Raw genomic sequence first — 21,837 nt, forward strand, 5'->3', positions numbered from 1 at the left:
ACGAGCGCCAGGCGCGGGTGCGGGCGCGGGCGCTCGCCGCAGCGCGCACGCGGCTCGAGCAGGCGGAGCGCACGGCTCGGGTGGCGCGTCGGACGGCCGAGGCGGCGCTGCGGCGCGCGGACGAGGCGCGCGCGCGGGCGGAGGGCTCGGAGGCAGCCGCCGCGGCCCGACGCGCCGAGCTCGAGGCGCTCGAGCGCGGATGACCCACCGTGACTGCGGGTCTTCCGGTCTCACGCAGCGTGTGCTCTCATCGGCGGACCTTTGCTTCCGGAGGTCCCCATGGGACGCCTGCGCGATGCGCTCCTCGACGTGCTCGGCGACGTGAAGGTGTTCCGCTGGCCGATGTGGATCGTCTACGACCCCGGCTCCTACCGGGTGAAGGGCCGCGACGCGCGGGCGGTGATCGACTGCGTTCGCCCCGGCGACGTGCTCGTCCGCGGCTACGACGCCTACCTCGACGGCAAGCTCATCCCCGGCCTGTTCAGCCACGCCGGGCTCTACCTCGGCCGCACCACCCACGCCGACCGCGCCCTCGCGCCAGCGGACGCGCGCGATCGGCTCGCGATCGGCGAGCAGATCGTCATCCACGCCATCGCCGAGGGCGTCCTCACCGAGGACGTGCTCGACTTCTGCCGCTGTGACCGGCTCGTGGTGCTGCGCTTCCCGGCACGGCTCCGGGCGCGGGCTGAGGCGCCCGCGGACGATCCCGGCCCGCTCGGCGAGGAGGAGCGGCTCGTGCGCGACCGGCTCGCGGGGGGCGGCGAGGTCTCGTTCGAGGAGGCGTGGCCGGTGGTGCGGAGCGTGGCGCTCGCCCAGCTCGGGCTGCCGTACGACTTCGACCTCGACTTCACCGACCTCGAGCGGCTCTCCTGCACCGAGCTCGTCCACCGCGCGACGCGCGCGCTCGCGCCGTTCCTCGGCGTGCAGCCGGAGCGCCACCGGATCCTGGGCCTGTCCGGCGTCGGCATCCTGCCCGACGCGTTCGTGCGCGCTCCGCTCGAGCTCGTCTACGCGAGCCCGTCGATCGCGGCGGAGCGGCTCGGGGCGCTCAGGCCCGTGGCGCCCTCCGAGAGGGCGGAGCAGTCGGTCGAGGCCGCCTGATCCAATGGCGCTGACCGCTCGGGTTCAGTTCCCCCTCGCGCAGCGCGCGAGCGCGGCCGCCTTGGCGCGCGCGTCGGACGACCAGGCGAGGGTGCGGAACGCGTCGGTCGAGAGCGCGAACCACGCGAGCGTCAGATCCGCGCCCTCCTCGGTCTGCTCGAGGCCCGCGAGGAAGCCCTGCGGGTCCGAGACCTCGATCCCCGACTGCTTCCAGATCTCGGCGAGGTAGGCGGCGCGCTCGGCGCTGCAGTCGGGGTGCGCGCTCCTCCACGGCGCGGGCGCCTCTTCCCCCGCTCCCATCCCGGTGACGGTGACCGAGGAGGGCTGCTCGCTCGCGCCCGTCCGCGGGGCATGCCGCTCCGCGGTCGCGGCCGCCGGCGCCTCCGCGCGCGCGAGCGCGGCGGCCGGGACGACGGAGAACGACCCGATCTCGTCGTCCTCGGGCCCGGCCTCCTCCACCCGCAGATAACCCTCCGGGAGCTCGATCGTCTCACCCGGAGCGTAGCGCCGTCCGAGCACCTCCACCTGCGCGTCCCCCGCGTCGATGCTCCCCTCCGCGAGGGGCGGCTCCGGGCGGGAGACGACGGGGATCGCGGCGAGCGCGGCGACGACGAGGAACGTGCGCGACATGGCGGAAGAGCCCTCCGGCACGACAACGTTCGCGCGGGCTCGAGGGTGCGCAAGGCTCCGGGTGCGCGCCTGTGGGGGAGGCGGGCACGCTTCATGGGGGCCCTCCGTCCGCGGGCAGGGAGGACGCACCGGGTGCTCCGGTCCCGCGCGGGCGGGGGCGCCCGCCCATCCGGAGGGACAGCGAGGAATTCACCATGCGTTGACGGACTCAACGTCGACCGCACGCGCGCGGATTCAGGGCGGTTCCGGAGGGAGGCGCGGCGGCGCCCGCTGAGATCCTCCACGCGGCGCGCTGCCGCGGGAGCGTGGACCCGAACGAAAACAAGGGCTCCCTGCCCCGCGAGCGCTGGCCCGCCTCTTGCGGTTGCGGAGGGTGTCCCGTCCGGACCTGGGACCGCGAAAGGGAGCGCATCCATGACGACGTTCGTCTCCATCCTCGAGGTGCTGGGCTCGTTCCTCCTCGGCGTCGCGGCGCGCTCGGCGGTGTTCCTCGCCGGGCTCCTCGCGCTCGCGCTGCCCGCGCTGCTCCTCGCGGTGCTGTGGCGCGCGTTCCAGCGCCGCCGCGAGGCCAGCGTGGAGGAAGCGGGCGGCCTCTCCTTCCGCCGGGGCGCCTACTACGCCCCGAACCACACCTGGCTCGCGCCCGCCGCGCACGGGCTGCGCGTGGGGCTCGACGACTTCGCGCAGCGGCTCCTCCCCTCCGCGAGCGCGGTCGAGCTGCCTCGCCGCGGCATGCAGGTGCGCCGGGGCGATCCCGTCGCCGTGGTGCGCGCGGGCGGCCGGACCATCCGGATCACCGCGCCGGTGGACGGGCGCGTCCTCGCGGCGAACGGGACGCTGCGCGGGGATCCCGGCCTCGTGAAGCGCGAGCCGTACGGGCGCGGCTGGCTCTTCGCCCTCGCGCCGTCGGACGGCATCTACATGACGTTCCCGCAGGACCGCGAGGGCGGCGGCTGGCTGCGCCGGGAGCGCGACCGGCTCGACCGCTACGTCGAGGAGGAGCTCGGTCTCGCCGCGGCGGACGGCGGCGCGCTCCCTCCGCCCGCGCCCTCCACCCTCGGCGAGGACGGCTGGCAGCGGGTCCTCGCGGTCTTCCTGCGCGCCGCCTGACGCTCCCCGGGCGGCACGCCGCCCTGGGCGATCTCGACGAGTGGCGGCCCGCCCCGCTCGAGCGCGGGGTCGGGCCGCGGGCGTTCAGAGGTTGTCCCAGGCGTACCGGCCGGCCTCGAGGACGTGCTTCGCGAGCTGCTTCACGGTCGCGTCCTCGTTGTCGTCGATGCCCGCGAGGTTCTGGTCGACGCGCCGCTTCGCCTGGCGGGCGAGCGCGCGGAGGATCTGCCGCTCCATCTCCGCCGACGCCTCCCCGTGGTCCTCGATCTTGGTGGAGACGCGGGCGAGCACCGCCGCGAGCGCGAACAGGTCCACCATGATGTCGGCGAGGCGCCGCGTCGCGAGCTGCTCGCCGATGATCTTCTTGCCGTGCTTGCGGAGGATCCGGTCCGCGGCGCGCGCGAGCGCGGTCGCCGCCTCCTCGAACAGCGCCGCCTCCGGGGCGAGCGACGCGTGGAGGAGCGTGAAGCGCCCCTTCTCGCGGCGCAGGCCGGTCGCGAGCTGGGCCCGCCGCTTCGCGTAGTCGGAGAGGACCCCGAAGCCCTTGATGGGATCGGCGAAGACCCCGCGCATGGAGCTCGACAGGTCCTTCAGCTCCTCGGCGACGTCGTTCATCGCGGTGAGCGCGATGAACAGGCGCAGGATCTCGTTCGTGCCCTCGAAGATCCGGTTGATGCGGCTGTCGCGCAGCGCGAGCTCGTACGGCATCTCGCGCATGTAGCCCTGGCCCGCCGCGATCTGGAGCGCCTCGTCGGCGGTGCGCCACAGCGCCTCGCTCGAGAGCACCTTGGAGATCGCCGCCTCGACCGCGTAGTCCTCGAAGCCGCGGTCCACGAGCCCGGCGACGAGGTTCACCACGCTCTCCGAGGCGTAGCAGTCGATGACCATCTGGCCGATCTTCTGCTGGATCGACTCGTAGCTCGCGATGGGCTGCCCGAACTGCACGCGCTCGCGGGCCTGGTACACCGCGAGCCCGATGAGCCGCTTCATGCCGCCCACCGAGCCGCCGCCGAGCCCGGTGCGGCCCGAGTTCAGGATCTTCATCGCCAGCTTGAAGCCCTGGCCGACCTCGCCGAGAACGTTCGCCGCCGGGACGCGGACGTCCTCCAGCACGACGGTCGTCGTGGACGAGGCGCGGATCCCCATCTTGTCCTCGTGGGGACCGGTGGAGACGCCCTTCATGTCGCGCGTCACGATGAAGGCGGTGATGCGGCCGCGCCCGTCGAGCGAGGTCTTCGCGAACACCGTGAAGAAGTCGGCGATGCCGCCGTTCGTGATCCAGAGCTTCTCGCCGTTCAGGATCCAGTCGTCACCGTCGCGCACGGCGGTGGTCTTGATGCTGGCGGCGTCCGAGCCGGCGCCCGGCTCGGTGAGGCAGAAGGCGGCGATCATCTCTCCGGTCGCGAGCCTCGGCAGGAAGCGCGCCTTCTGCTCTTCGGTCCCGAAGAGGAGCAGGCCGCGCATCCCGATCGAGCTGTGCGCTCCGACGGTCACCGCCACCGACGCGTCGTAGCGAGCGAGCTCCTGCATGACGCGCGAGTAGGCGGTCGCGCCGAGCCCGAGTCCGCCGTGCACCTCCGGGATGACGAGGCTGAACAGGCCGGCGTCCTTGAGCTCGTCCACGAACGCTCTCGGCATCTCGCCGGCCCGGTCCCAGGCGCGGAAGTCGCGCTCGCGCCCGCCGAGCATCGACTTCAGGGTCTGCAGCACCGCCGCGAGCGTCTCCTTCTCGCCCGCCTTCGGCTCCGGGAAGGGGAGGAGGATCTCCTCCTCGATCTCGCCCATGCAGAGCGAGCGCATGAAGCTCGCCGTCCTCTTGTCGGTCATCGGGGGGCCCTCCGGCCGTTGATTCTGGAATCATAACGCGACGCGCCATCCCGGGCGAGGCGGCGGCTGCGGCTCGGGCGGGGAGCGACCATGGTGGCGGCTCGGCGGGCCCCACCCGGCTTGCCGGGTCCCGTGCGCCGCCGCGGGCGGCTTCGCCGCCATCGCGGTGGCGCCCCGGCGGCCTCGCTTCGCTCGTCTACCGCTGCGGCGACGGACCCGCGTACAGATCGATCACCCGCGACAGCGCCCGCCGGCACACCGCGCAGAAGGGCACCGGATCGCGCGTGAACATCACGCAGTCGAGCTCCGGCCGGTAGTAGCCGCTCGCCTCGTAGTTCGCGCCCTCGAAGGCGCCCACCTTTCCGGTCGTCGGCGCGGAGGCGAGGAGCTTCGTCTCCTCCTTCTGCTGCGCGAGGAAGAGCGCGTCCATCTCCGACTCCGGCCCGTTGCGGGCGCGGATCGCCTTGCGCTGCTCCTGGAACTCCTTCGCGCGGCGGGTGAACTCCTCCTTCGGCCACGGCGTCGGGAGCGGCACGCCCGGCGAGAGGAGCTCCTTCCACTTGGCGGCGTGCGGGTCCGCCGTGACGTTCGGCTCCCACGGCTCGGGGCGCGCCTCGCTCGGCAGGTAGGCGGTGTCCGAGGTGAAGTACTCGTCGGCGAGCGCGGCGAGCGAGTGGCCGAGCTCGTGGACGAAGATGTAGCCCGCCCAGCGGTTGTCCGCGGCCACGGTGGCGTAGAGGTTGAAGATGCCCCCGCCGCCGTAGGTCTCGGCGTTCACGAGGATCGCGACCGCGTCGTAGGGTGCGAAGGAGGCGACGTCGCGCAGCGAGCGGTTCTCGAAGGAGAGGACGTAGCGCTCCGAGCCGAACGCGTCGTACGTCGCGCCGACCCGGCTGCGCCGGTGGATCCCGGTGAGCGGCCGGGAGACGCCGCGCTCCTCCGCCGGGGGACAGATCCCCCACACGTTGAAGTCCCGGCGGCGCGACCGGTACGGCTCGTGCTCGAAGAGGATCCCGACGAGCCGGCGCGCGTCCTTCTCGAACTTGGCGCGGTCCTTCTCGGTGTAGCCGTCGCCGACGAGGAGCAGGTCGAGCTTCGTCGCGGGGTCGCCCGACTCCTGGAGCGCGATGACCGGGCCGGGCGACGGCGGGCGGGCGTCGTCGACGAAGCGATCGTGCGGGTCGACCACGAGCGACCAGACCTCGCGGAACGTCCGCTCCGCGTCGCGCTTCTTCACGACGAGCTGCACCGGCGCGACGGGCGCCGGGAAGCGCACCGACTCCGAGAACGTCCGGTTCGCCTTGCGCGCCTCGTCGGTCAGCTCCCACTCGCCGAAGATCGAGGCGAAGCCGCGGGAGTAGAGGACCTTCTGCGTCGCGAGGTCGCGGATCTCGAAGAAGTACTTGCCGAGGTTCGAGTCGTCGATCGGCCGGTCCGGCCGGCCGGGGAAGGGCAGGGGCTCGAGCACCACGCGATCGAGGCTGAAGCGCTCCTCGGTGGCGGTGCCGGTGTGGAAGTAGTCGACGCGGAGCGTACGCGGGGGCGCCGCGGCGAGGGTGACGGTGGCGAGCAGGGTCGCGAGCATGGCGCGGCAGTGTACGAGGTCCCCGCCGCACCGGCCCAGGGGTGTGCTACGACCGGCCGCTGCGGGGGCGTGGGACCCCTTTGCGCCGATATCGAGCGGCTCGCTGGGGGATGGGCCCCAATCGCGAGCGCCTGAACGCCTGGGCGCACCACGCCGAAGGGGTTGCATCGTGCGCCAGGCGCGGTCTACTTACCGGGCATGGCGGCTCGGAACGACGATCGGCAGGGGCGGGCGCCGTTGAGCCCGAGGGACCTGCTCGAGTTCCGCCCGTGGATGCTCGCGCTCGCGGTCTTCCTCGCCTGCGCGATCGGCATCGCGCTCATGGAGCAGGTCCGCGACGCTCGCGACATGTGGGCCGCGTTCCAGCCGCAGGACGACGCGGGCCAGCACCCCTGAATGATCTGACGGGGCTGCGCCCCCGCCCCACCGAACTCGCTTGGCTCGCCGATCGCCCTCGCACCGCGGCGCGTCGCGCGTGCCCTCCCCCGTGGATCCGCTACGGTCTCCCCGGTACCTCCACGGAGAGAACCGGCGCGCCCCGCTTCTCCGCCGGGTGCCCGCGTCACTAGCTTGCTTCGGCGGCACCGATGGCGCTCCTTCGCATCCTGGTCGTCGACGATAACCACCTCGTCCGCAGGCTCGTGGGCCTGATCCTCGAGGACGCCGGGCACGGGTGCGTCGAGGCGGAGTCCGGAGAGATCGCGCTCGCCCTCGCGCACGCCGATCCGCCGGATCTCGTGCTGGTGGACGACGCGATGCCCGGCATGCGCGGCACAGAGCTCGTCACCGCGCTGCGTCGCTCACCGGATCTGCGCCTCGCCTTCGTACCGGTCATCGGCATGTCCGGGCGCCCCGCGGCGCGCTTCGAGCTGTTCGCCGCAGGCGCCGACGTGTTCGTGCCGAAGCCGGTGGAGGAGGGCGTGCTGCTCGCCGGGATCCGGGCCGCCCTCCACGCGCCGCGCCCCGGGGGTGCCGCGCCGCCCGGCCAGCCTTCGGCCTGATTCCGTGGCGCTCACTCGTCGAGGAGCACGGGGTCGTCGCGGAGCCGGCAGCCCTCGTCGTCGCCCTCCGCGCAGGCGCGCTCGAACAGCGCCCGGGCGCGCGCCTCGTCGTGCGGCACGCCGGCGCCGAAGCGGTGGAGGACGCCGAGGCGGACGCACCCCGCGGCGAGGCCGAGCTCGCAGGCGCGGCCATAGCGCTCCGCGGCGCGGGCGCCGTCCGCCGGCAGTACCCGTCCCTCCTGCAGCACCTGGCCCGCCTCGAGGCACGACTCCCGATCGCCGCCGGCGCAGCGCGCCTCGACCGCCGGCAGCGCCGTCGCCGTGCAGGCCGCGTCCGCGCCGAGGCGACAGGCACGCCACAGCAGCTCCGTCCGTCGCTCGCGGGGCGCGTCGCGGGCGAGCGCGAGGCAGCCCTCCGCGGCGCCGAGATCGCAGGCCCGCTCGGCGAGGCGATCGGCGCGCCCGGGCGAGGTCTCCGCCGCGAGCCGCGCGCAGGCTCGTGCGGAGCCCATCGCGCAGCCCTCCTCCAGGGAAGCGCGCGCCCCCTCGCGATCGCCGCGCTCCGCGCGCAGCCCGGCCGCGCCGTCGCACGCATCCGCGACGCCGGCGGCGCAGGCGCGAACGAAGAGCGTCAGGGCGCGCTCGGGGTCGGGCCTCCCCGCCGTCCCTGCCTCGAGCACGCGCGCGAGCCCGTCGCACGCGAGCCGCCGGCCGGCGTCGCAAGCCTCCTGGAGCGCGTCGGCGCAGCGGGGCTCGCCGCCGCGTGGCTCGGGCGCGCTCGGTAGGATTGCGCGGTAGAGCGCGCAGGCCGAGGGCGCCGGCGGGGCCGGGGCCAGCGAGAGCACGAGCGAGAAGACGAGGGGGAGCACCGGGGCGAGGAGGATAGCAGGAGCGGCCCGTCGCGCCCGCTCCGCGCGCGCTCACGGCGTCGTTCGCCTGGGGTCATCGCTCGCAGGCGGCGAGGGCGCGAGCGAAGAGCGCATTCCCGGCCGTCCCCTCGCGCCGGGCCTGCGCGCGGATCGCGGCGCACGACGCGGCGGGAGAGCGGCGCGAGAGCACCTCGGCGGCGCCCGCGCGGACGCCGCGATCGGGGTCGCGCTCGAGGAGCGGGCGCAGCGTCGCGTCGAGCTTTTCCCTGGCGACGAGCCGGCCGAGGCCGCGGATCGCGGCGCGGCGGACCGCGCGCGGCTCGTGCGTGTCGGCCGCGAGCGAGCGGTGCAGCGCCTCGGCGCGAGCGCCGCCGATCGCGGCGAGCCCCTCGAGCGCGAGGGCCCGGCGGGTGGGGAGCGCGTCCGAGGCGGCGACCTCGGCGAGCACCGGCTCCGCGCACGGCCCGAGCGCGCGCCAGGTCTCCGGCCGGATGGGCCGATCGATCGCCCCGAGGAGCGCGAGCGTCTTCTGGCGGACCGCCGGATCGCACTCGTCGGCGGCCACGCCGGACGGCCCGCGCGCGGGCGCGCCGGCGGCGCCGGTCGGGGAGACGAGGGCGAGGACGAGGACGGCGAGGGCGGCGGCGGTCATGGAGGCTCCGTCAGCGGACCGCGGGGTTGAGGCGCATGACCTCGGACTGCTGCGGCGTGACCGAGCCGTTCGAGCGCGTGTCGTCGAGCAGCCAGAACATGAGGTTCGAGGAGCCGGAGCACGTCGCCGCCTGCTGCGAGCAGTCGGCGCCCGTCATGTCGAAGGGCGTCTGGCTGGGGTCGGTGAGCTTGTTCTCGCAGGTCGCTCGATCGGCTGCCGGCGCGCAATTCGCGCAGGCGCAGGTGGGCGTGTCGGTGAGCGGGTCGAACATCGTCCCCGACCTCTCGGTCGTGTGGTACAGGCCGAGCCAGTGGGACGCCTCGTGCGCCACGATGTACGCCATGTGGTCGGTGCCGCAGTGGGCGATGTCGATCGTGCTGCCGCAGCTCCCCTGTCCGAGATCCGCGAGCGTCACGACCGCCCCGCCGTTCACCGTGCCGGGCACGCCGGACGGGCCGGGGATCGAGCCGTCGATGCCGACGATCGAGAACGGGTCGGTCGTGTTCGTCGTGACGGTGAGCTCGTCCACGAGGAACAGGTGGATCGACGGGCGCTGCGCCTCGGCGAGCGTGAAGAGCTGCGAGAGCGGATCGCAGGGGCCCGTCGAGTCGATGTTCACGTTCGCGTACTTCGCCTGCGCCCACGACGGCAGGTCGTGGAGCACCACGCTCCCGAGGCAGAGGCCCGCGTTCCCGAGCACCGTCGCGACGGTCTGGAAGAGGCGCGCGAGATGCGGGTCGCGCGCGAGGCCCGCAGCGGTCGTGCTCGCCGAGGCGACGTACACGTCGAGGTCGAGCGTCCCGGTCGAGGTGATCGGGCCCGCGCGGGTGAGGACCTGCACGTCGTAGCGGCCCGAGCTGCTGCCGCCGGTGCAACCGGTGGTGCGGACGCACTCGTAGGCGTAGTCGTTGACGGTGAACTTCCAGGTGCCGGGTGGAAGGCCGCCCGCGCTGCGAGAGATGTCGAGGCCGGGGGAGGTGTTCGGGAGCGTCAGGGCGCCGGACACCGGCGTGAATCCGCCATAGTAGCCGAGGAGGCCGGTGTAGTTGCTGTAGCCGTTGCCATCCTTGGGGGCGGTCGCGGAGTCGTCGTAGAACACCCGGCCGTCGGGGGCGGTGACGCTCGTCGGCACCACCGAGTTCGGGAACGAGACCGACTGGTACTGGATCACGTCCGGCGCGGAGCCGGGGACCTCCTGCGAAACGACGGAGATGCTCCAGGTCCCCTCCGGCACCTGGAAGTGCGCCTCCTCGCCCACCTGGAGCTGCCCGAGAGACTGGGCTGCAGGGTAGACCGGCGCGCGGATGGACGTCTGGCAGGAGGCGCCCGGATCCGCTGCGGTCATCGGATCGCCGAGGACGGGCGTCGGGCGGGACGGAGGCGTGCAGGCGGCCGAGGCCGGCGCCTGTGCCGCGCACTTCCCGGCGATGCAGAGGAGCGCGCCGCCGCAGTCGACCGCGGCGGTGCACGTCTTGCCGGTGCCGCCGCTCTTCGAGCCACCGCCGCCGCATGCGAGCGCGCAGGCGAGGGCGAGGGCCACGGCGGGGGCGAATCGTCGGCGCACTGCCGGACATCCTAAGCCGCGCCCCCGCCCCGGGCGAGCGGCGAGGACGGGGCGCCTCAACGCGGGAGGTCCCCGCGGAACGCGCGATCGAGCAGGTCCGCGAGCACGCGTGCGGTGAGCCCCCACACGACGCGCGCCGGATCCGCATGGAACGACCACACCCGCCAGTGGCCGGTCGCGGCGTCCACCTCCTCGAACGGGACCCGCACCGCGAGGAGCGCCGCGGCGGCCGTCGCCGGGAGCCGCGCCGGATCCCACAGGGCGGCGCGCCGGATGCTCGGGTCCAGCAGACGCGCGAGCGGGAGCTCGAACGGCTCGGAGACCTCCGCCTCGGCGGGGACGAAGGCGGGGGGCGGCGCCGGCACCGCCGCGACCACCGGCGTCACCACGTAGCGCGCGATGCTCGGGACGTCGTCGAGCGCGCCGAGGGGCTCGACGCCCGCGGGGGCGAGCCCCACCTCCTCGTCCGCCTCGCGGAGCGCCGCGGCGAGCGCGCTCTCGCGCGGTTCGCAACCGCCGCCCGGGAACGAGATCTCGCCCTTGTGGTGGGGGACCGTCTCCGTACGCCGGGTGAAGAGCAGCGTCGGACCCTCGGGCCGGGCGAGGATCGGGACGAGCACACCCGCGCGCCGGAAGCCGGGCACCTCGAGCGGGCGGGACGGCCGCTCCGCGAGCGCCTCGCGAACGCGGGCGACCGCCTCCTCGAAGCTGGGCGCGAGCGGGGCCACGGCTCTCGGTCATAACCGGGCGAACCGCTCGCCGCGAGCGGGCGGGCGGCCGGCGGGACCGCGCGGGTTGACAACCGTGGCGCCGAATGGGGACAACCGGAACGTGCGCAGCGACACGATCAAGAAGGGGTTCGAGCGGGCCCCCCACCGCAGCCTGCTCCGGGCGACCGGGCTCACCGACGCCGACTTCGACAAGCCGTTCGTCGGCATCGCGAACAGCCACGTCGACATCATCCCCGGCCACTTCTTCCTCCAGGAGTACGGGCGGATCGCGAAGGACGAGATCCGCAAGGCGGGCGGAGTCCCCTTCGAGTTCAACACCATCGGCGTCGACGACGGGATCGCCATGGGCCACGGGGGCATGCTCTACAGCCTGCCCTCGCGCGAGCTCATCGCAGACTCGATCGAGACGATGATGAACGCGCACATGCTGGACGCGCTGCTCTGCATCCCGAACTGCGACAAGATCGTCCCCGGCATGCTGATGGGTGCGCTCCGCGTGGACGTGCCGACGGTGTTCTGCTCCGGCGGGCCCATGCGCGCGGGCCACAAGGCCGACGGCACCCCCATCGACCTCACCACCGCGTTCGAGGCCGTCGGCAAGCGCGCGCTCGGGCAGATGAGCGACGCCGAGCTGTACGAGATCGAGTGCAGGGCGTGCCCGTCGGGCGGCTCCTGCTCGGGCATGTTCACGGCGAACTCGATGAACGTGCTCTGCGAGGCGATGGGCGTGGCGCTCGCCGGCAACGGCACGGTGCTCGCCCTCACGCCGGAGCGCGAGGCCCTGCTCCGGCGCGCGGCGAGGCGCGCCGTGGAGATCGCGGGCGACGAGCGCTTCCGCCTCCGCCGCGTCGTGACCGCGGACGCGATCCACAACGCCATGGTCGTCGACATGGCGATGGGCGGGTCGTCCAACACCGTGCTGCACATGCTCGCGATCGCGCGCGAGGCGGGCGTCACGTTCGGCCTCCGGGACATCGAGGCGATCGCCGGGAAGGTCGCGCACATCGCCAAGATCGCCCCGTCGCTCTCGACGGTGCACATGGAGGACATCCACCGCGCGGGCGGCGTCCCCGCGGTGCTCCGCGAGACGGCGCGGCGCGGCGGGATGGTGCGCGAGGGCGCGCTCACCGTCTCGGGCGAGACGGTCGGGGAGCGCATCCGCGACGCGCAGATCGCCGACGCCGAGGTGATCCACCCCCTCGAGCGCGCGTACTCGCCGGTGGGCGGGCTCGCCGTGCTGTTCGGGAACCTCGCGCCCGAGGGCGCGGTCGTGAAGACCGCCGGCATCCAGCCCTCGATGCGGAAGTTCACGGGTCGCGCCATCTGCTTCGACTCCCAGGAGGACACCATCGCCGGCATCATGGGCGGCAAGGTGAAGCCCGGGCACTTCGTGGTGATCCGCTACGAGGGGCCGAAGGGCGGGCCGGGCATGCAGGAGATGCTCGCCCCGACGTCCCTCCTCATGGGCATGGGGCTCGGCGAGCAGGTGGCGCTCGTCACCGACGGCCGCTTCTCCGGCGCGACGCGCGGCGCCTGCGTCGGCCACGTCTCACCCGAGGCCGCCGAGGGCGGCCCCATCGCGCTCGTGCAGGACGGCGACCCGATCACCATCGACGTCGAGGCGCGCGCGCTCACCGTGGACGTGCCCGACACCGAGCTCGCTCGCCGGCGCGAGGGCTTCCGGCCGGTGAAGAAGGAGGTCCGCTCCTCCTGGCTCCGCCGCTACGCCGCCTTCGTGACGAACGCCTCGGCGGGCGCGGTCCTGAAGTCGGAGCTCTGAGTCGGCGCTCGCTCCGATCGGTCGAGCCCGTCGAAGCGCGAGCGCGATCGCAGGAGTCCCGACAGCTCCGCTCGCACTGAGCCTGTCGGTGGGTCGGGCGGTGCCTACCGCGTCCAGTGGCCCGCCTGCGGGCGAGAGCCCCCGCCACCGTGGGGCGGCACGCTGCGGGCGTGGTGGGTGGAGGGTAGGCGTCGGTCGGCGTGGGCGGTCGAGGTCGAGGTCGTCACCGGTTTCCTCGTGCCCCGATCCGCTCCCACGTCGCCGCGAAGAACGCGTCCGTCCCGTGCCGCTGCGGCCAGGTCCGCACGAACCGCTCGCCGGTGATCACCTCCGGTTCGACCTCGGGCGCGACGCGCACGAAGCCGGGGTGCACCGCCTCGAAGGCGAGCGCCACCGCCTCGTCCTCCTCCCGCCGGAAGGTGCAGGTCGCGTAGACGAGCCGTCCGCCGGGCCGTACGTGGCGCGCGGCGCGCGCGAGGATCTCGAGCTGGAGCGCGGGGAGGTCGGCGAAGCGCGCCGGATCGAGGCGCCAGCGTAGATCGGGGCCGCGCCGCAGCGCGCCCAGCTCGGAGCACGGAGCGTCGACCAGGGCGCGATCCACCTGTAGGCCCTCCGGCACGGCGGCGCCGTGGACGGCGACGATCCCGGCCGCGCCGGCGCGCAGCGCCCGCGCGCGCAGCCGCTCGAGCCGGCCGGCGTCGGGATCCGCGGCGTGGACCCGGCCCGCGGGCCCGACGTCCGCAGCGAGCAGGAGCGTCTTCCCGCCCGCGCCGGCGCAGGCGTCGAGGACGGACTCCCCCGGGCGCGCGCCGACGAGCGCGCCGAGGAGCTGGCTCCCCTCGTCCTGCACCTCGACGAGCCCCTCGCGGTGGGCATCGAGGCCGTAGACGTTGGGGCGCGCCGAGGTGACCGTGAGGCAGGCGGGGGCGAAGCGCCCGGCCCGGGTCGCGACGCCCTGCGCGGCGAGCCGTGCGACCGCCTCCTCGCGCGTTGCGCGGAGCAGGTTCACTCGCAGGCATACCGGGCCGGGCAGGTTGAGCCCGTCGGCGAGCGCTTCTGCCTCTTCTCCGGCCGCGGCGACGAGCGCGGCAGCGAGCCACCCGGGGAGCGAGGCGCGGTCGGCGAAGGCGGTGGGCGCAGGGCGCGGCGCGGGGAGCGCGCCCGGAGCGAGCCCCGCGAGCGACTCCGCGTCGGTCCGGAGGGCGAGGTCGCGCAGGAGCGCGGCGAGGAGGAGGCGCGGCGGCGCGTCCGGGTCGCCGAGCTGAGCCCGGAGCCGGCGCCGCCAGAGCGACACGCCGAAGAGCGCCTCAGCGAACGCCCGGCGCGCGTCGCCCGGCAGCGTGCGGTCGCTGCGGAGAGCGCGCTCGACCACCCGCTCCGCCGCCGCGCCGCCGAGGATCTCCGCGAGCGGCACGTCGAGCGCCGCCGCCCGTCCGGCGAGCGCGCCCCAGGGGATGTCGCGGAGCCGCTCCTCGGACCTCGGTCGCACGGCGCGCATCCTCCCCGCGCCGCGGCCGTCGTGCAACTGCGCCGCCGCGGGGCGTCGCGCCTGCGCGTCAGGTGAGGATGTAGAGAATGGGCACCTCGACCGACTGGTCCTCCGACGGGCGAGGAAACGGGGAGGAGGCGCGGACGTCCTCGAGGGCGCAGTCGTCGAGGACCTTCTTCCCGCTCGACTTCACGACGCGCAGGTCGGCCACGCTCCCGTCCGTCCGGATCGTGAAGGCGACGCGCACCACCCCCGTCCAGCCCATCGCCGCGGCGAGGGCGGGATAGGGCCGCGTCGAGGCGCGCTCCTGGATGCGCCGCACGATGTCGCGCTGGTGGAGGACCAGCCACTCCGAGGCCTCGACCCCCGCCGGCGCGATCCCGCCGCCGGCGCCTCCCCCGCCGCGCGGGAAGCGGCTGAACGGATCGCCGCCCTCTCCGGAGAAGGCGACGTCATCGGCGGTGAGGGGCGGCTCCTCGGGATCGGCGGCCACGAGCGGCGGCGCGTCCGCCGAGACGGGCGTGTTCGGGGGGATGAGCCGGCGGGGATCCGGGCGGCGGCGCGGTCCGGGCGCGGGGCTCTTCGGCCCCGAGGGCCCGCGGGCCGGCGCGGTCGTCGCCGCGGGCGGGAGGAGCCGCTCGCGCAGCGCGCCGCGCGGGATGAGCAGGACGTCCAGCGGGACGGCGGGCTTCGGCGGCGGCGGCCGCGTCGCGACCCACACCATGAGCGCGTGCACGACGACGGCGCCCCCGGTGAACCCGAGCCTCCGTGCCCCCACCGGCTCCCGCGAGATCAACGCCCCTCCCTGGCCCGCCACCGCTGAGACGCCATCCCGTCCTCCACCCGCGGTCACCGCCCGGGGGTGCACCGGGTTAGCTTTGATACCACCGGAACGGGCGCTCACCCCCGTGGCCCGCTACACTGTAATGGGTAGCGGAGCCAGCCTCGACCCGTCGCCCGGCGCGCGCGTGCTCGCGCGCCCGGCGGTCCGGAGGCAGCGCGCCGCGCGTGAACGAAGGCATGCGATACGGATCGGGAACGGCGCGCCGGCTCGCGCTCGGCTTCGGGGCGCTGGTGCTCCTCTTCGCGGCCGCGTCGGCGGTGGCGATCGCCGGCTCGATGCGGATCCACCGCGGCCTCGGCGAGATGAAGTCGCGCGAGGAGGGGGTCCGTCTCTCGCTGGAGCTCGCGAGCGCGGTGCGCGACCAGTACGCGCACCAGGCGCACACGATCATCATCGGCGACGCCTCGCACCTCGGCTTCTACGCCACCTCGCGCGAGACGGTGCTCCGGCTCACCCGCGCGCTCCGCCAGGCAGCGGAGGAGCCGGAGGAGCGCGCGCTCGTCGACCAGATCGAGGCGGAGAGCGGCCGGCTCGACGGGATCTTCCGTGAGCGCATCGTGCCGGCCGTCCTCGCCGGCGAGCGCGCGAGCGTGAAGCTCGAGCACGACCGCGCGCAGCTCGTCGTCACGAAGATCCAGGACCTCACCCAGGCCCTCGTCGAGCGCTTCGAGGCCAAGATCCGCGCCTTCCGGCGGGAGGCCGACGTGGTCCAGCGACGGACGCTCGGGTTCCTCGTCGGGCTCCTCGTCGCGGCGCCGGGGGTGGCGGTGATCGTCTCGGTGGTCATCGGCCGCTCGATCGCGACGCCGGTCGCGCAGCTCCATGCCGGCGCGGCGCGCATCGCGGCCGGGGAGCTGGACGCGCGCATCGAGGTTCGCGGCGCGCCCGAGCTGGAGGCGCTCGCGCGGCAGTGGAACGCCACCACCGCGGCCCTGCGCGAGCACCAGGACCGGCTCGTCGAGTCGGAGAAGCTCGCCGGGATCGGCCGCCTCGCCGCCGGCGTCGCCCACGAGATCAACAACCCGCTCGGCGTCATCCTCGGCTACGCGAAGCTCCTCCGGAAGAAGGCCGACCCCGCTGCGGCCGAGGACCTCGCCGTGATCGAGGAGGAGACCTTGCGCGCGAAGGAGATCGTGGACGGGCTCCTCGACCTGTCCCGGCCACTGCCCGCCCCGGCGCAGCCGGTGGATCTGCGCGCCCTCACCGAGGACGTGGTCTCCCGGCTGCGCGACGCACGGCTGCTCGACGGCGTGGCGGTCTCGGTCGACGGCGGCGCCACCGCGCCGGGCCACCCCGACAAGCTCCGCCAGGTGCTCGTGAACCTCGTGCGGAACGCCGCCGAGGCGGCCGGGCCGGGTGGGCGGGTCGCGGTCCGCGTCGCGGCCCAGGACGGCACGGCGGAGGTCGCCGTGGAGGACTCCGGCCCCGGCATCGACGCGGCGAACCGAGGGAAGCTCTTCGAGCCCTTCTTCACGACGAAGCCCCGCGGGACCGGGCTCGGCCTCGCCGTGTCGCGCGCCATCGCCCGCGCGCACGGCGGCGATCTGGCGGCGGATCCGGGCGGCGGCGGGGGAGCGCGCTTCGCGCTCAGGCTCCCGGCGCGAGCCGAGCGGGCGGAGGCGTAGATGGAGCCGGTGCGGATCCTCGTCGCGGACGACAAGGAGAACATGCGCAAGCTGTTCGCGAAGATCCTCGCGGACGGCTACGAGGTCGAGACCGCGCAGGACGGCGCGGGCGCGCTGGCCCTCGTGGCGACCCGCTCCTACGACGTCGTGGTGACCGACATCCGCATGCCCGGCGCGGACGGGTTCGAGCTCCTCGCCGCGGTGAAGGCGCGCGCGCCGACCACCGAGGTGGTCATGATGACGGGCTACGCGACCGTCGCCGACGCGGTGCGCGCCATGAAGCAGGGCGCGTTCGACTACCTCGAGAAGCCGTTCGACCCGGACGCTGCGCTCGCCGTCGTCGCGCGCGCCGCCGAGCACAAGCGGCTCGTCGACGCGGCGCGCGGCGCCACCGCCCCCGGCGACGAGGACGCCTTCCACAACCTCATCGGCCGAAGCGCGCGGATGCGCGAGGTGTACGCGCTCCTCGAGAAGGCGGCGCAGGTGGACGCGACGGTGCTCGTCCTCGGCGAGACCGGGACCGGCAAGGAGCTCGCCGCGCGCGCCATCCACTACCACTCGGCCCGGCGCGAGCGCCGCTTCGTCGCGGTGAACTGCGGCGCGCTCCCGGGAGAGCTGGTGGAGAGCGAGCTGTTCGGCCACGCGCGCGGGGCGTTCACCGGCGCCGCGACCGCGAAGCCGGGGCTCTTCGAGGAGGCGCAGGGCGGCACGATCTTCCTCGACGAGGTCGGCGAGCTGCCCTTGCCCGCCCAGGTGAAGCTCAACCGCGCCCTCCAGGAGAAGGAGATCCGGCGGGTCGGCGAGAGCACGCCGGTGAAGATCGACGTCCGCATCATCGCCGCGACGCACCGCGACCTCCGCGAGGAGGTGCGGGCTGGCCGCTTCCGCGAGGACCTCTTCTACCGGCTGAACGTGATCGCGGTGACGCTCCCGCCGCTGCGCGACCGGGCGGAGGACGTGCCGCTCCTCGCCGCGCACTTCCTCGAGAAGCACGCCCGCGCGCTGCGGCGGCGCATCGAGGCGATCGAGCCGGAGGCGCTCGTCCGGCTCGCGGGGCACGGCTGGCCGGGCAACGTGCGGGAGCTGGAGAACACCATCGAGCGCGCCGTCGCGGTGGCCGGCGGGGATCGCATCACGCTCGCGGACCTCCCGCCCGAGATCGCCTCCACGCCCGCCGTGGCGACGCCCGCGGGGGCGCTCGCCGCCCTGCCCTACCGGGACGCCGTCGCCGGCGCGCGCGACCGGGTCACGCGCGAGTACCTCGTGGCGCTCCTCACCGAGTTCGAGGGGAACGTCACGCGCGCGGCGGAGCGAGCGGGGCTCGAGCGCGAGAGCCTGCACCGGCTGCTCCGCAAGCACGGGCTCCGCTCCGAGGACTTCAAGGCGTCCTGAAACGATCTCACCGGGGGCTGCGCCCCCCGCGGGCGGCTTCGCCGCCATCGCGGTGGCGCCCCGGCGGGCTCGCTTCGCTCGCCTGTTCCAATCGTGATCGGCCGCTTGTCCCCCGCGCGGGAGCCAGGCGAAGCGGCGAGCGGGCGCCGCCCCGCTCGTTCACGAAAATCGGGCGCGCGGAGAATTCAGGCGCGCGCCGCGCCGTTTGTATTCACGAGTGCGAGACCCAGCCACCGCAGCAGCGCTCCACGTGGCGCGAGATCACCGGACCTTCCCCGGACCCGACGGACTGGACGTCGTCCGGGCCGGCCGCTTCGGCGTGCAGTACGAGCCCATCGTCGAGGTCGCCACCGGACGGCTCCACGCCTACGAGGCCCTCGCGCGCTTCCACCGCCGCGATGGCGTGGCGGTCCCGCCCGCCGTGGTGTTCGAGCGGCTGCGGGCCGCGCCGGAGCTGCTCGTCCGAACGGAGCTCGCGCTGAAGCGGCTGCAGGTCAAGGAGGCGCCGGGGCCGCGCGTGTTCCTGAACGTCACCCCGGAGATCTGGTCCCTCGCGGCCGCGAGCTTCCAGGAGGTGTTCGCCTCCGCGCGCGTGGCGGTGGTGGTCGAGGCCGTCGAGTGCGTCCACGCGAACGCCGTCGGCCGCGGCGCGACGATGCTCCGCGACCTCGCCGCCGCAGGCATCCCGGCGGCGCTCGACGACCTGGGCGGCGCGAACGTGTTCGTGAGCCTCGAGGAGCTCCACCTCGCCCGCGTCCTGAAGCTCGACCGCTCCGTGCTCCGCAGCGTCGGCGACCCGTCGCGGCGCGCGCTGCTCGACTCGCTGCTCGCCTTCGCGAGCCGCACCGGGAAGCGGGTCGTCGCGGAGGGGGTCGAGACCGCCGCGGACTTCGCGCTCGTTCGCGGCCTCGGCATCGGCTTCGCGCAGGGCGATCTGTTCCGCGAAGGGTACCGGCGGGTCCTTCCGCTGCACCACTGACCGCGCGGGCGCCGAAGGCGCCTCCCCGGGGCCTCGACAGGATGGGCGGGTCACGGCAAGAACCCGCTCCACGTGACCGTCCTCCCCTACGTGCTCGGCGCGGCGGCGCTCGTCGCGGGGATCGCGGGCCTCGTGCTCCCGGTCCTGCCCGGCTCGCTCCTCCTCGTCGCCGGCGTCGTGCTCATCGCGTGGGCCGAGAACTTCACCCGCGTCGGCTGGGGCACGGTCGCCTTCGCGGCCGTGATCGGCGTGCTCATGTGGCTCGTGGACCTCGCCGCCGCCGCGCTCGGGGCGAAGGCGTTCGGGGCCTCGCGCCGCTCGATCCTCGGCGCGAGCGTCGGGCTCCTCGTCGGCCTGTTCCTCGGGCCCGCCGGCGTCGTGCTCGGGCCGATCGTGGGCGCCGTGGTGTTCGAGCTCACTCGCAACCCCGACCTCCGCGCGGCGGGGCGGGCGGGCGCCGGCGCGTTCGTCGGGTTCGTGCTCGGGAACGCCGTGAAGATCGCGCTCGCCTTCGTGCTGGTGGGCGTCGTCGTGCTCGCGCTCGTCGTGTGAGCGCGGCGAGGCCCCGCGCTCAGTCGGCGCGCGAGAGCGTGCCGCGCGCCGGCTCCTGCTGCGGCGCGGCGCAGGCCTCGAACGAGCGGGGGGACTCGCGGCCGTCTCCGTCCACGGCGGAGACGCGGTAGCAGCGCCGCTCGGCCGACCGGGCCGTCGCGCTGAACGCCGTCTTGGCGGTGGACCCGATCCGGCCGCCCTTGTCCCAGTAGACGGCGTAGACGACCCCGCTGTCGGGCGAAGGCTCCCAGAAGAGCGCGACCGAGGTCGTCGACTCCGGCTCCGCGCGCAGGGCGGCAGGGGCGGAGGGGACGCCCGGCTCGGCGGTCCGGGCGCAGGCGGGCCCTCGCGGCGGGGAGCGGTTGCCGGCGGCGTCGAGCGCCACCACGGAGTAGCAGGCCTCGCTCGAGGGCGGGAGGCCAGCGTCGACGTGATGGTGGAGTCGGGCGTCCACCCGCGCGACCACGGCGCCCGCGCGCTGGATCTCGTAGCTCGTGACGGCGACGTCGTCCGCCGCGGCGCCCCACACGAGGGCGATCCTCGTGGCCGAGTTCGCCAGCGCGGCGATCCGGGTCGGCGCCGACGGCGGCGTGAGATCCGGGGTGGTCGCGCACGCGCGCTTCGAGGCGGCGGAGACGTTTCCGGCCGCGTCGTGCGCACGGACGACGTAGCAGTAGTCGCGGGCGGGCCGCAGGCCCCCCTCGCTCGCGATCGTCGCCTCCGTCGCGGCGACGGGCCTGTCCTCGCGGAGGACCTCGTAGCCCTGCACGCCAACCTCGTCCCTGGACGCGGTCCAGCGAAGCTCGACGCGCGTGTCCGAGGTGGCGGTCGCGACGACGCCCGACGGCGCCGTCGGAGCGGTGAGATCGGGGGGCGTCGCGCACGCCGGCCCGCCCTCCGCGGAGCGGTTCCCGGCGGCATCGCGTGCACGCACCGTGTAGCAGTAGCGCTCCGTCGGGCGCAGGCCCTTCTCGAGCGCGTCGAGGTCGCCGGCCGTCGCGACCACGCTGCCGTCGCGCAGGAGCTCGTAGGCGGTGACGCCCACGTCGTCGACGGACGGTGCCCAGTGCACGCGGACGGCGTGCTCGCCTTGCGCCTCGGCGACGACCGGGTCCGGGCGCGATGGCGGCGTGAGATCGGGCGTCGTCGCGCAGGCCGGGGCGGCGGCCGGCGAGAGGTTCCCGGCCGCGTCGCGCGCGCGCACCGTGTAGCAGTAGGTCTGGCCGGGCGCGAGGCCGGAGTCCGTGACCGCCTTCCCGGGCACCCGCGCGACGAGCGCCTCGGCGCGCAGCACCTCGTAGCCGGCGACGCCGACGTCGTCGCTCGCCTCGTCCCAGCTCACCACGACCTGGCGCTCGCCGTGCGCCTCTGCCCGCACCGCGGGCGGCGCGGTCGGCGGGCTCTGGTCCGGCGTCTCCGCGCAGACGGTCCGGGTCGGTCCCGAGCGGTGCCCGGCCGCGTCGAGCGCGACGACCGCGTAGCAGTGGCGCGAGCTCGGCCTGAGGCCGTCGTCCGTGAAGCGCGTCTCCGCGACGAGGCCGGCGGCGCTGCCGTCTCGGAACACCTGGTATCCCGTCACACCCTCGCCCTGCTCCGCCGGCTCCCACGCCACCGCGATCCGGGAGGCCGACAGCGCGGCCGCCGTGAGCAGGCGCGGCGCGGGAGGCCTCGGCACCCTCGGCCCAGGAGCCGCGAGGGGCAGGTCGGTCGCGCTCCCATCGCGGCCCGCGACCGCGTCGGTCTCCGTGCGCGGCTCCGCGGCAGGTTCCGGGGCGGCGGAGGGCACCGCTGCTTCGGCGTTCCGCGGTGCGGCCGGCGCGGGGGGCGGCACGGCGGGGGAGGCCTCACGCGCTCGCTCGCACGAGACCGAGCTCACTGCGAGGCAGAGGGCTGCGAGGACGGCGGAGCGGAAGCGCGGCATGCGATTGTCCCCTCGTCTGGAGCTCCCAGGGGGAGAGGTGCGGACGTTGTCGGAGACGAACGTCTTGACGAGCAGGCTAGCACACATGCGCTCCTGCTTCTCCCCCCTTCAGGGCCCCCAGAACGATTGATCCAGGGCAAGTGCCGCCGGAGTGGGTTGTCCGCTCGCGCACCGCGAAATATGTC

General features: G+C 74.8%; 20 protein-coding genes. 10 read left to right on the forward strand and 10 right to left on the reverse strand.

Annotation, left to right across the window (positions count from 1 at the left end; translation table 11 throughout):
* The coding region (locus MNY62_RS00005; RefSeq protein WP_242342007.1) for a hypothetical protein at window positions 1-203 on the forward strand (203 nt) is incomplete at its 5' end.
* Between the two features lie 76 nt (window positions 204-279).
* Window positions 280-1,101, forward strand: coding sequence for a hypothetical protein (locus MNY62_RS00010; RefSeq protein WP_242342008.1), 822 nt, complete (start codon window positions 280-282; stop codon window positions 1,099-1,101).
* Between the two features lie 24 nt (window positions 1,102-1,125).
* Here the strand turns inward: MNY62_RS00010 and MNY62_RS00015 are convergent, their stop codons facing one another.
* Entirely contained in the window at window positions 1,126-1,731 is a 606-nt protein-coding gene (locus MNY62_RS00015) for a hypothetical protein (protein WP_242342009.1), read from the reverse strand.
* A 414-nt stretch (window positions 1,732-2,145) separates the two neighbouring features.
* Here MNY62_RS00015 and MNY62_RS00020 point away from each other — a divergent pair, with 414 nt between their 5' ends.
* Window positions 2,146-2,841 (forward strand): glycine cleavage system protein H, encoded by a 696-nt coding sequence (locus MNY62_RS00020; protein WP_242342010.1) that lies wholly within the window; start codon window positions 2,146-2,148, stop codon window positions 2,839-2,841.
* An 84-nt stretch (window positions 2,842-2,925) separates the two neighbouring features.
* Here the strand turns inward: MNY62_RS00020 and MNY62_RS00025 are convergent, their stop codons facing one another.
* Together MNY62_RS00025 and MNY62_RS00030 are read right to left on the reverse strand one after the other, a co-directional pair.
* Window positions 2,926-4,668 (reverse strand): acyl-CoA dehydrogenase family protein, encoded by a 1,743-nt coding sequence (locus MNY62_RS00025; RefSeq protein ID WP_242342011.1) that lies wholly within the window; start codon window positions 4,666-4,668, stop codon window positions 2,926-2,928.
* Between the two features lie 196 nt (window positions 4,669-4,864).
* A complete protein-coding gene (locus MNY62_RS00030) occupies window positions 4,865-6,253 on the reverse strand; it encodes an IgA Peptidase M64 (RefSeq protein WP_242342013.1) in 1,389 nt (462 codons plus the stop codon).
* 198 nt (window positions 6,254-6,451) lie between these two features.
* Here MNY62_RS00030 and MNY62_RS00035 point away from each other — a divergent pair, with 198 nt between their 5' ends.
* The gene (locus tag MNY62_RS00035; protein WP_242342015.1) at window positions 6,452-6,649 is read left to right on the forward strand and encodes a hypothetical protein; all 198 of its coding nucleotides are present in this window, start codon (window positions 6,452-6,454) and stop codon (window positions 6,647-6,649) included.
* A 191-nt stretch (window positions 6,650-6,840) separates the two neighbouring features.
* Window positions 6,841-7,254: a response regulator gene (locus MNY62_RS00040; RefSeq protein ID WP_242342016.1), complete on the forward strand. Its 414-nt coding sequence runs from the start codon at window positions 6,841-6,843 to the stop codon at window positions 7,252-7,254.
* 11 nt (window positions 7,255-7,265) lie between these two features.
* Here the strand turns inward: MNY62_RS00040 and MNY62_RS00045 are convergent, their stop codons facing one another.
* The 4 genes from MNY62_RS00045 to MNY62_RS00060 form a co-directional block, all read right to left on the reverse strand.
* The gene (locus MNY62_RS00045; RefSeq protein ID WP_242342017.1) at window positions 7,266-8,123 is read right to left on the reverse strand and encodes a tetratricopeptide repeat protein; all 858 of its coding nucleotides are present in this window, start codon (window positions 8,121-8,123) and stop codon (window positions 7,266-7,268) included.
* A 73-nt stretch (window positions 8,124-8,196) separates the two neighbouring features.
* Window positions 8,197-8,775, reverse strand: a complete 579-nt coding sequence (locus MNY62_RS00050) for a HEAT repeat domain-containing protein (RefSeq protein WP_242342019.1) — start codon at window positions 8,773-8,775, stop codon at window positions 8,197-8,199.
* Between the two features lie 10 nt (window positions 8,776-8,785).
* Window positions 8,786-10,339 carry a zinc metalloprotease gene (locus MNY62_RS00055; protein ID WP_242342020.1) on the reverse strand — a complete coding sequence of 518 codons (1,554 nt, stop codon included), beginning with the start codon at window positions 10,337-10,339 and terminating at the stop codon, window positions 8,786-8,788.
* A 56-nt stretch (window positions 10,340-10,395) separates the two neighbouring features.
* The gene (locus tag MNY62_RS00060) at window positions 10,396-11,067 is read right to left on the reverse strand and encodes an NUDIX hydrolase (protein WP_242342022.1); all 672 of its coding nucleotides are present in this window, start codon (window positions 11,065-11,067) and stop codon (window positions 10,396-10,398) included.
* 103 nt (window positions 11,068-11,170) lie between these two features.
* Here MNY62_RS00060 and ilvD point away from each other — a divergent pair, with 103 nt between their 5' ends.
* Window positions 11,171-12,850: a dihydroxy-acid dehydratase gene (gene ilvD / locus MNY62_RS00065; protein WP_242342023.1), complete on the forward strand. Its 1,680-nt coding sequence runs from the start codon at window positions 11,171-11,173 to the stop codon at window positions 12,848-12,850.
* A gap of 223 nt (window positions 12,851-13,073) precedes the next feature.
* Here the strand turns inward: ilvD and MNY62_RS00070 are convergent, their stop codons facing one another.
* Window positions 13,074-14,339 carry an RsmB/NOP family class I SAM-dependent RNA methyltransferase gene (locus tag MNY62_RS00070; protein ID WP_242342024.1) on the reverse strand — a complete coding sequence of 422 codons (1,266 nt, stop codon included), beginning with the start codon at window positions 14,337-14,339 and terminating at the stop codon, window positions 13,074-13,076.
* Between the two features lie 67 nt (window positions 14,340-14,406).
* Complete coding sequence (locus MNY62_RS00075; protein WP_242342025.1) at window positions 14,407-15,135, reverse strand: energy transducer TonB; 729 nt, start codon at window positions 15,133-15,135, stop codon at window positions 14,407-14,409.
* Between the two features lie 224 nt (window positions 15,136-15,359).
* Between MNY62_RS00075 and MNY62_RS00080 the strand changes: the two genes are divergently transcribed.
* The 4 genes from MNY62_RS00080 (at window position 15,360) to MNY62_RS00095 (ending at window position 19,731) form a co-directional block, all read left to right on the forward strand.
* On the forward strand, window positions 15,360-16,808 hold the full coding sequence (locus MNY62_RS00080; protein WP_242342026.1) for a sensor histidine kinase: 1,449 nt from the start codon (window positions 15,360-15,362) through the stop codon (window positions 16,806-16,808).
* Entirely contained in the window at window positions 16,809-18,200 is a 1,392-nt protein-coding gene (locus MNY62_RS00085) for a sigma-54-dependent transcriptional regulator (protein WP_242342027.1), read from the forward strand.
* 250 nt (window positions 18,201-18,450) lie between these two features.
* On the forward strand, window positions 18,451-19,179 hold the full coding sequence (locus MNY62_RS00090; protein ID WP_242342028.1) for an EAL domain-containing protein: 729 nt from the start codon (window positions 18,451-18,453) through the stop codon (window positions 19,177-19,179).
* 72 nt (window positions 19,180-19,251) lie between these two features.
* Complete coding sequence (locus MNY62_RS00095) at window positions 19,252-19,731, forward strand: DUF456 domain-containing protein (protein WP_242342029.1); 480 nt, start codon at window positions 19,252-19,254, stop codon at window positions 19,729-19,731.
* 19 nt (window positions 19,732-19,750) lie between these two features.
* Here MNY62_RS00095 and MNY62_RS00100 read toward each other — a convergent pair whose 3' ends face one another.
* A complete protein-coding gene (locus MNY62_RS00100) occupies window positions 19,751-21,406 on the reverse strand; it encodes a fibronectin type III domain-containing protein (RefSeq protein WP_242342030.1) in 1,656 nt (551 codons plus the stop codon).
* Window positions 21,407-21,837: the final 431 nt, after the last annotated feature.

Origin of the sequence: Anaeromyxobacter terrae (assembly GCF_022690685.1) — a bacterium.
In the GTDB taxonomy this organism is placed as follows: Bacteria; Myxococcota; Myxococcia; order Myxococcales; family Anaeromyxobacteraceae; genus Anaeromyxobacter; species Anaeromyxobacter terrae.

Coding starts and splice junctions, on each gene's coding strand:
- MNY62_RS00010 (WP_242342008.1), top strand. CDS start 280: ATGGGACGCCTGCGCGATGCGCTCCTCGACGTGCTCGGCGACGTGAAG.
- MNY62_RS00015 (WP_242342009.1), bottom strand. CDS start 1,731: ATGTCGCGCACGTTCCTCGTCGTCGCCGCGCTCGCCGCGATCCCCGTC.
- MNY62_RS00020 (WP_242342010.1), top strand. CDS start 2,146: ATGACGACGTTCGTCTCCATCCTCGAGGTGCTGGGCTCGTTCCTCCTC.
- MNY62_RS00025 (WP_242342011.1), bottom strand. CDS start 4,668: ATGACCGACAAGAGGACGGCGAGCTTCATGCGCTCGCTCTGCATGGGC.
- MNY62_RS00030 (WP_242342013.1), bottom strand. CDS start 6,253: ATGCTCGCGACCCTGCTCGCCACCGTCACCCTCGCCGCGGCGCCCCCG.
- MNY62_RS00035 (WP_242342015.1), top strand. CDS start 6,452: ATGGCGGCTCGGAACGACGATCGGCAGGGGCGGGCGCCGTTGAGCCCG.
- MNY62_RS00040 (WP_242342016.1), top strand. CDS start 6,841: ATGGCGCTCCTTCGCATCCTGGTCGTCGACGATAACCACCTCGTCCGC.
- MNY62_RS00050 (WP_242342019.1), bottom strand. CDS start 8,775: ATGACCGCCGCCGCCCTCGCCGTCCTCGTCCTCGCCCTCGTCTCCCCG.
- MNY62_RS00080 (WP_242342026.1), top strand. CDS start 15,360: ATGCGATACGGATCGGGAACGGCGCGCCGGCTCGCGCTCGGCTTCGGG.
- MNY62_RS00085 (WP_242342027.1), top strand. CDS start 16,809: ATGGAGCCGGTGCGGATCCTCGTCGCGGACGACAAGGAGAACATGCGC.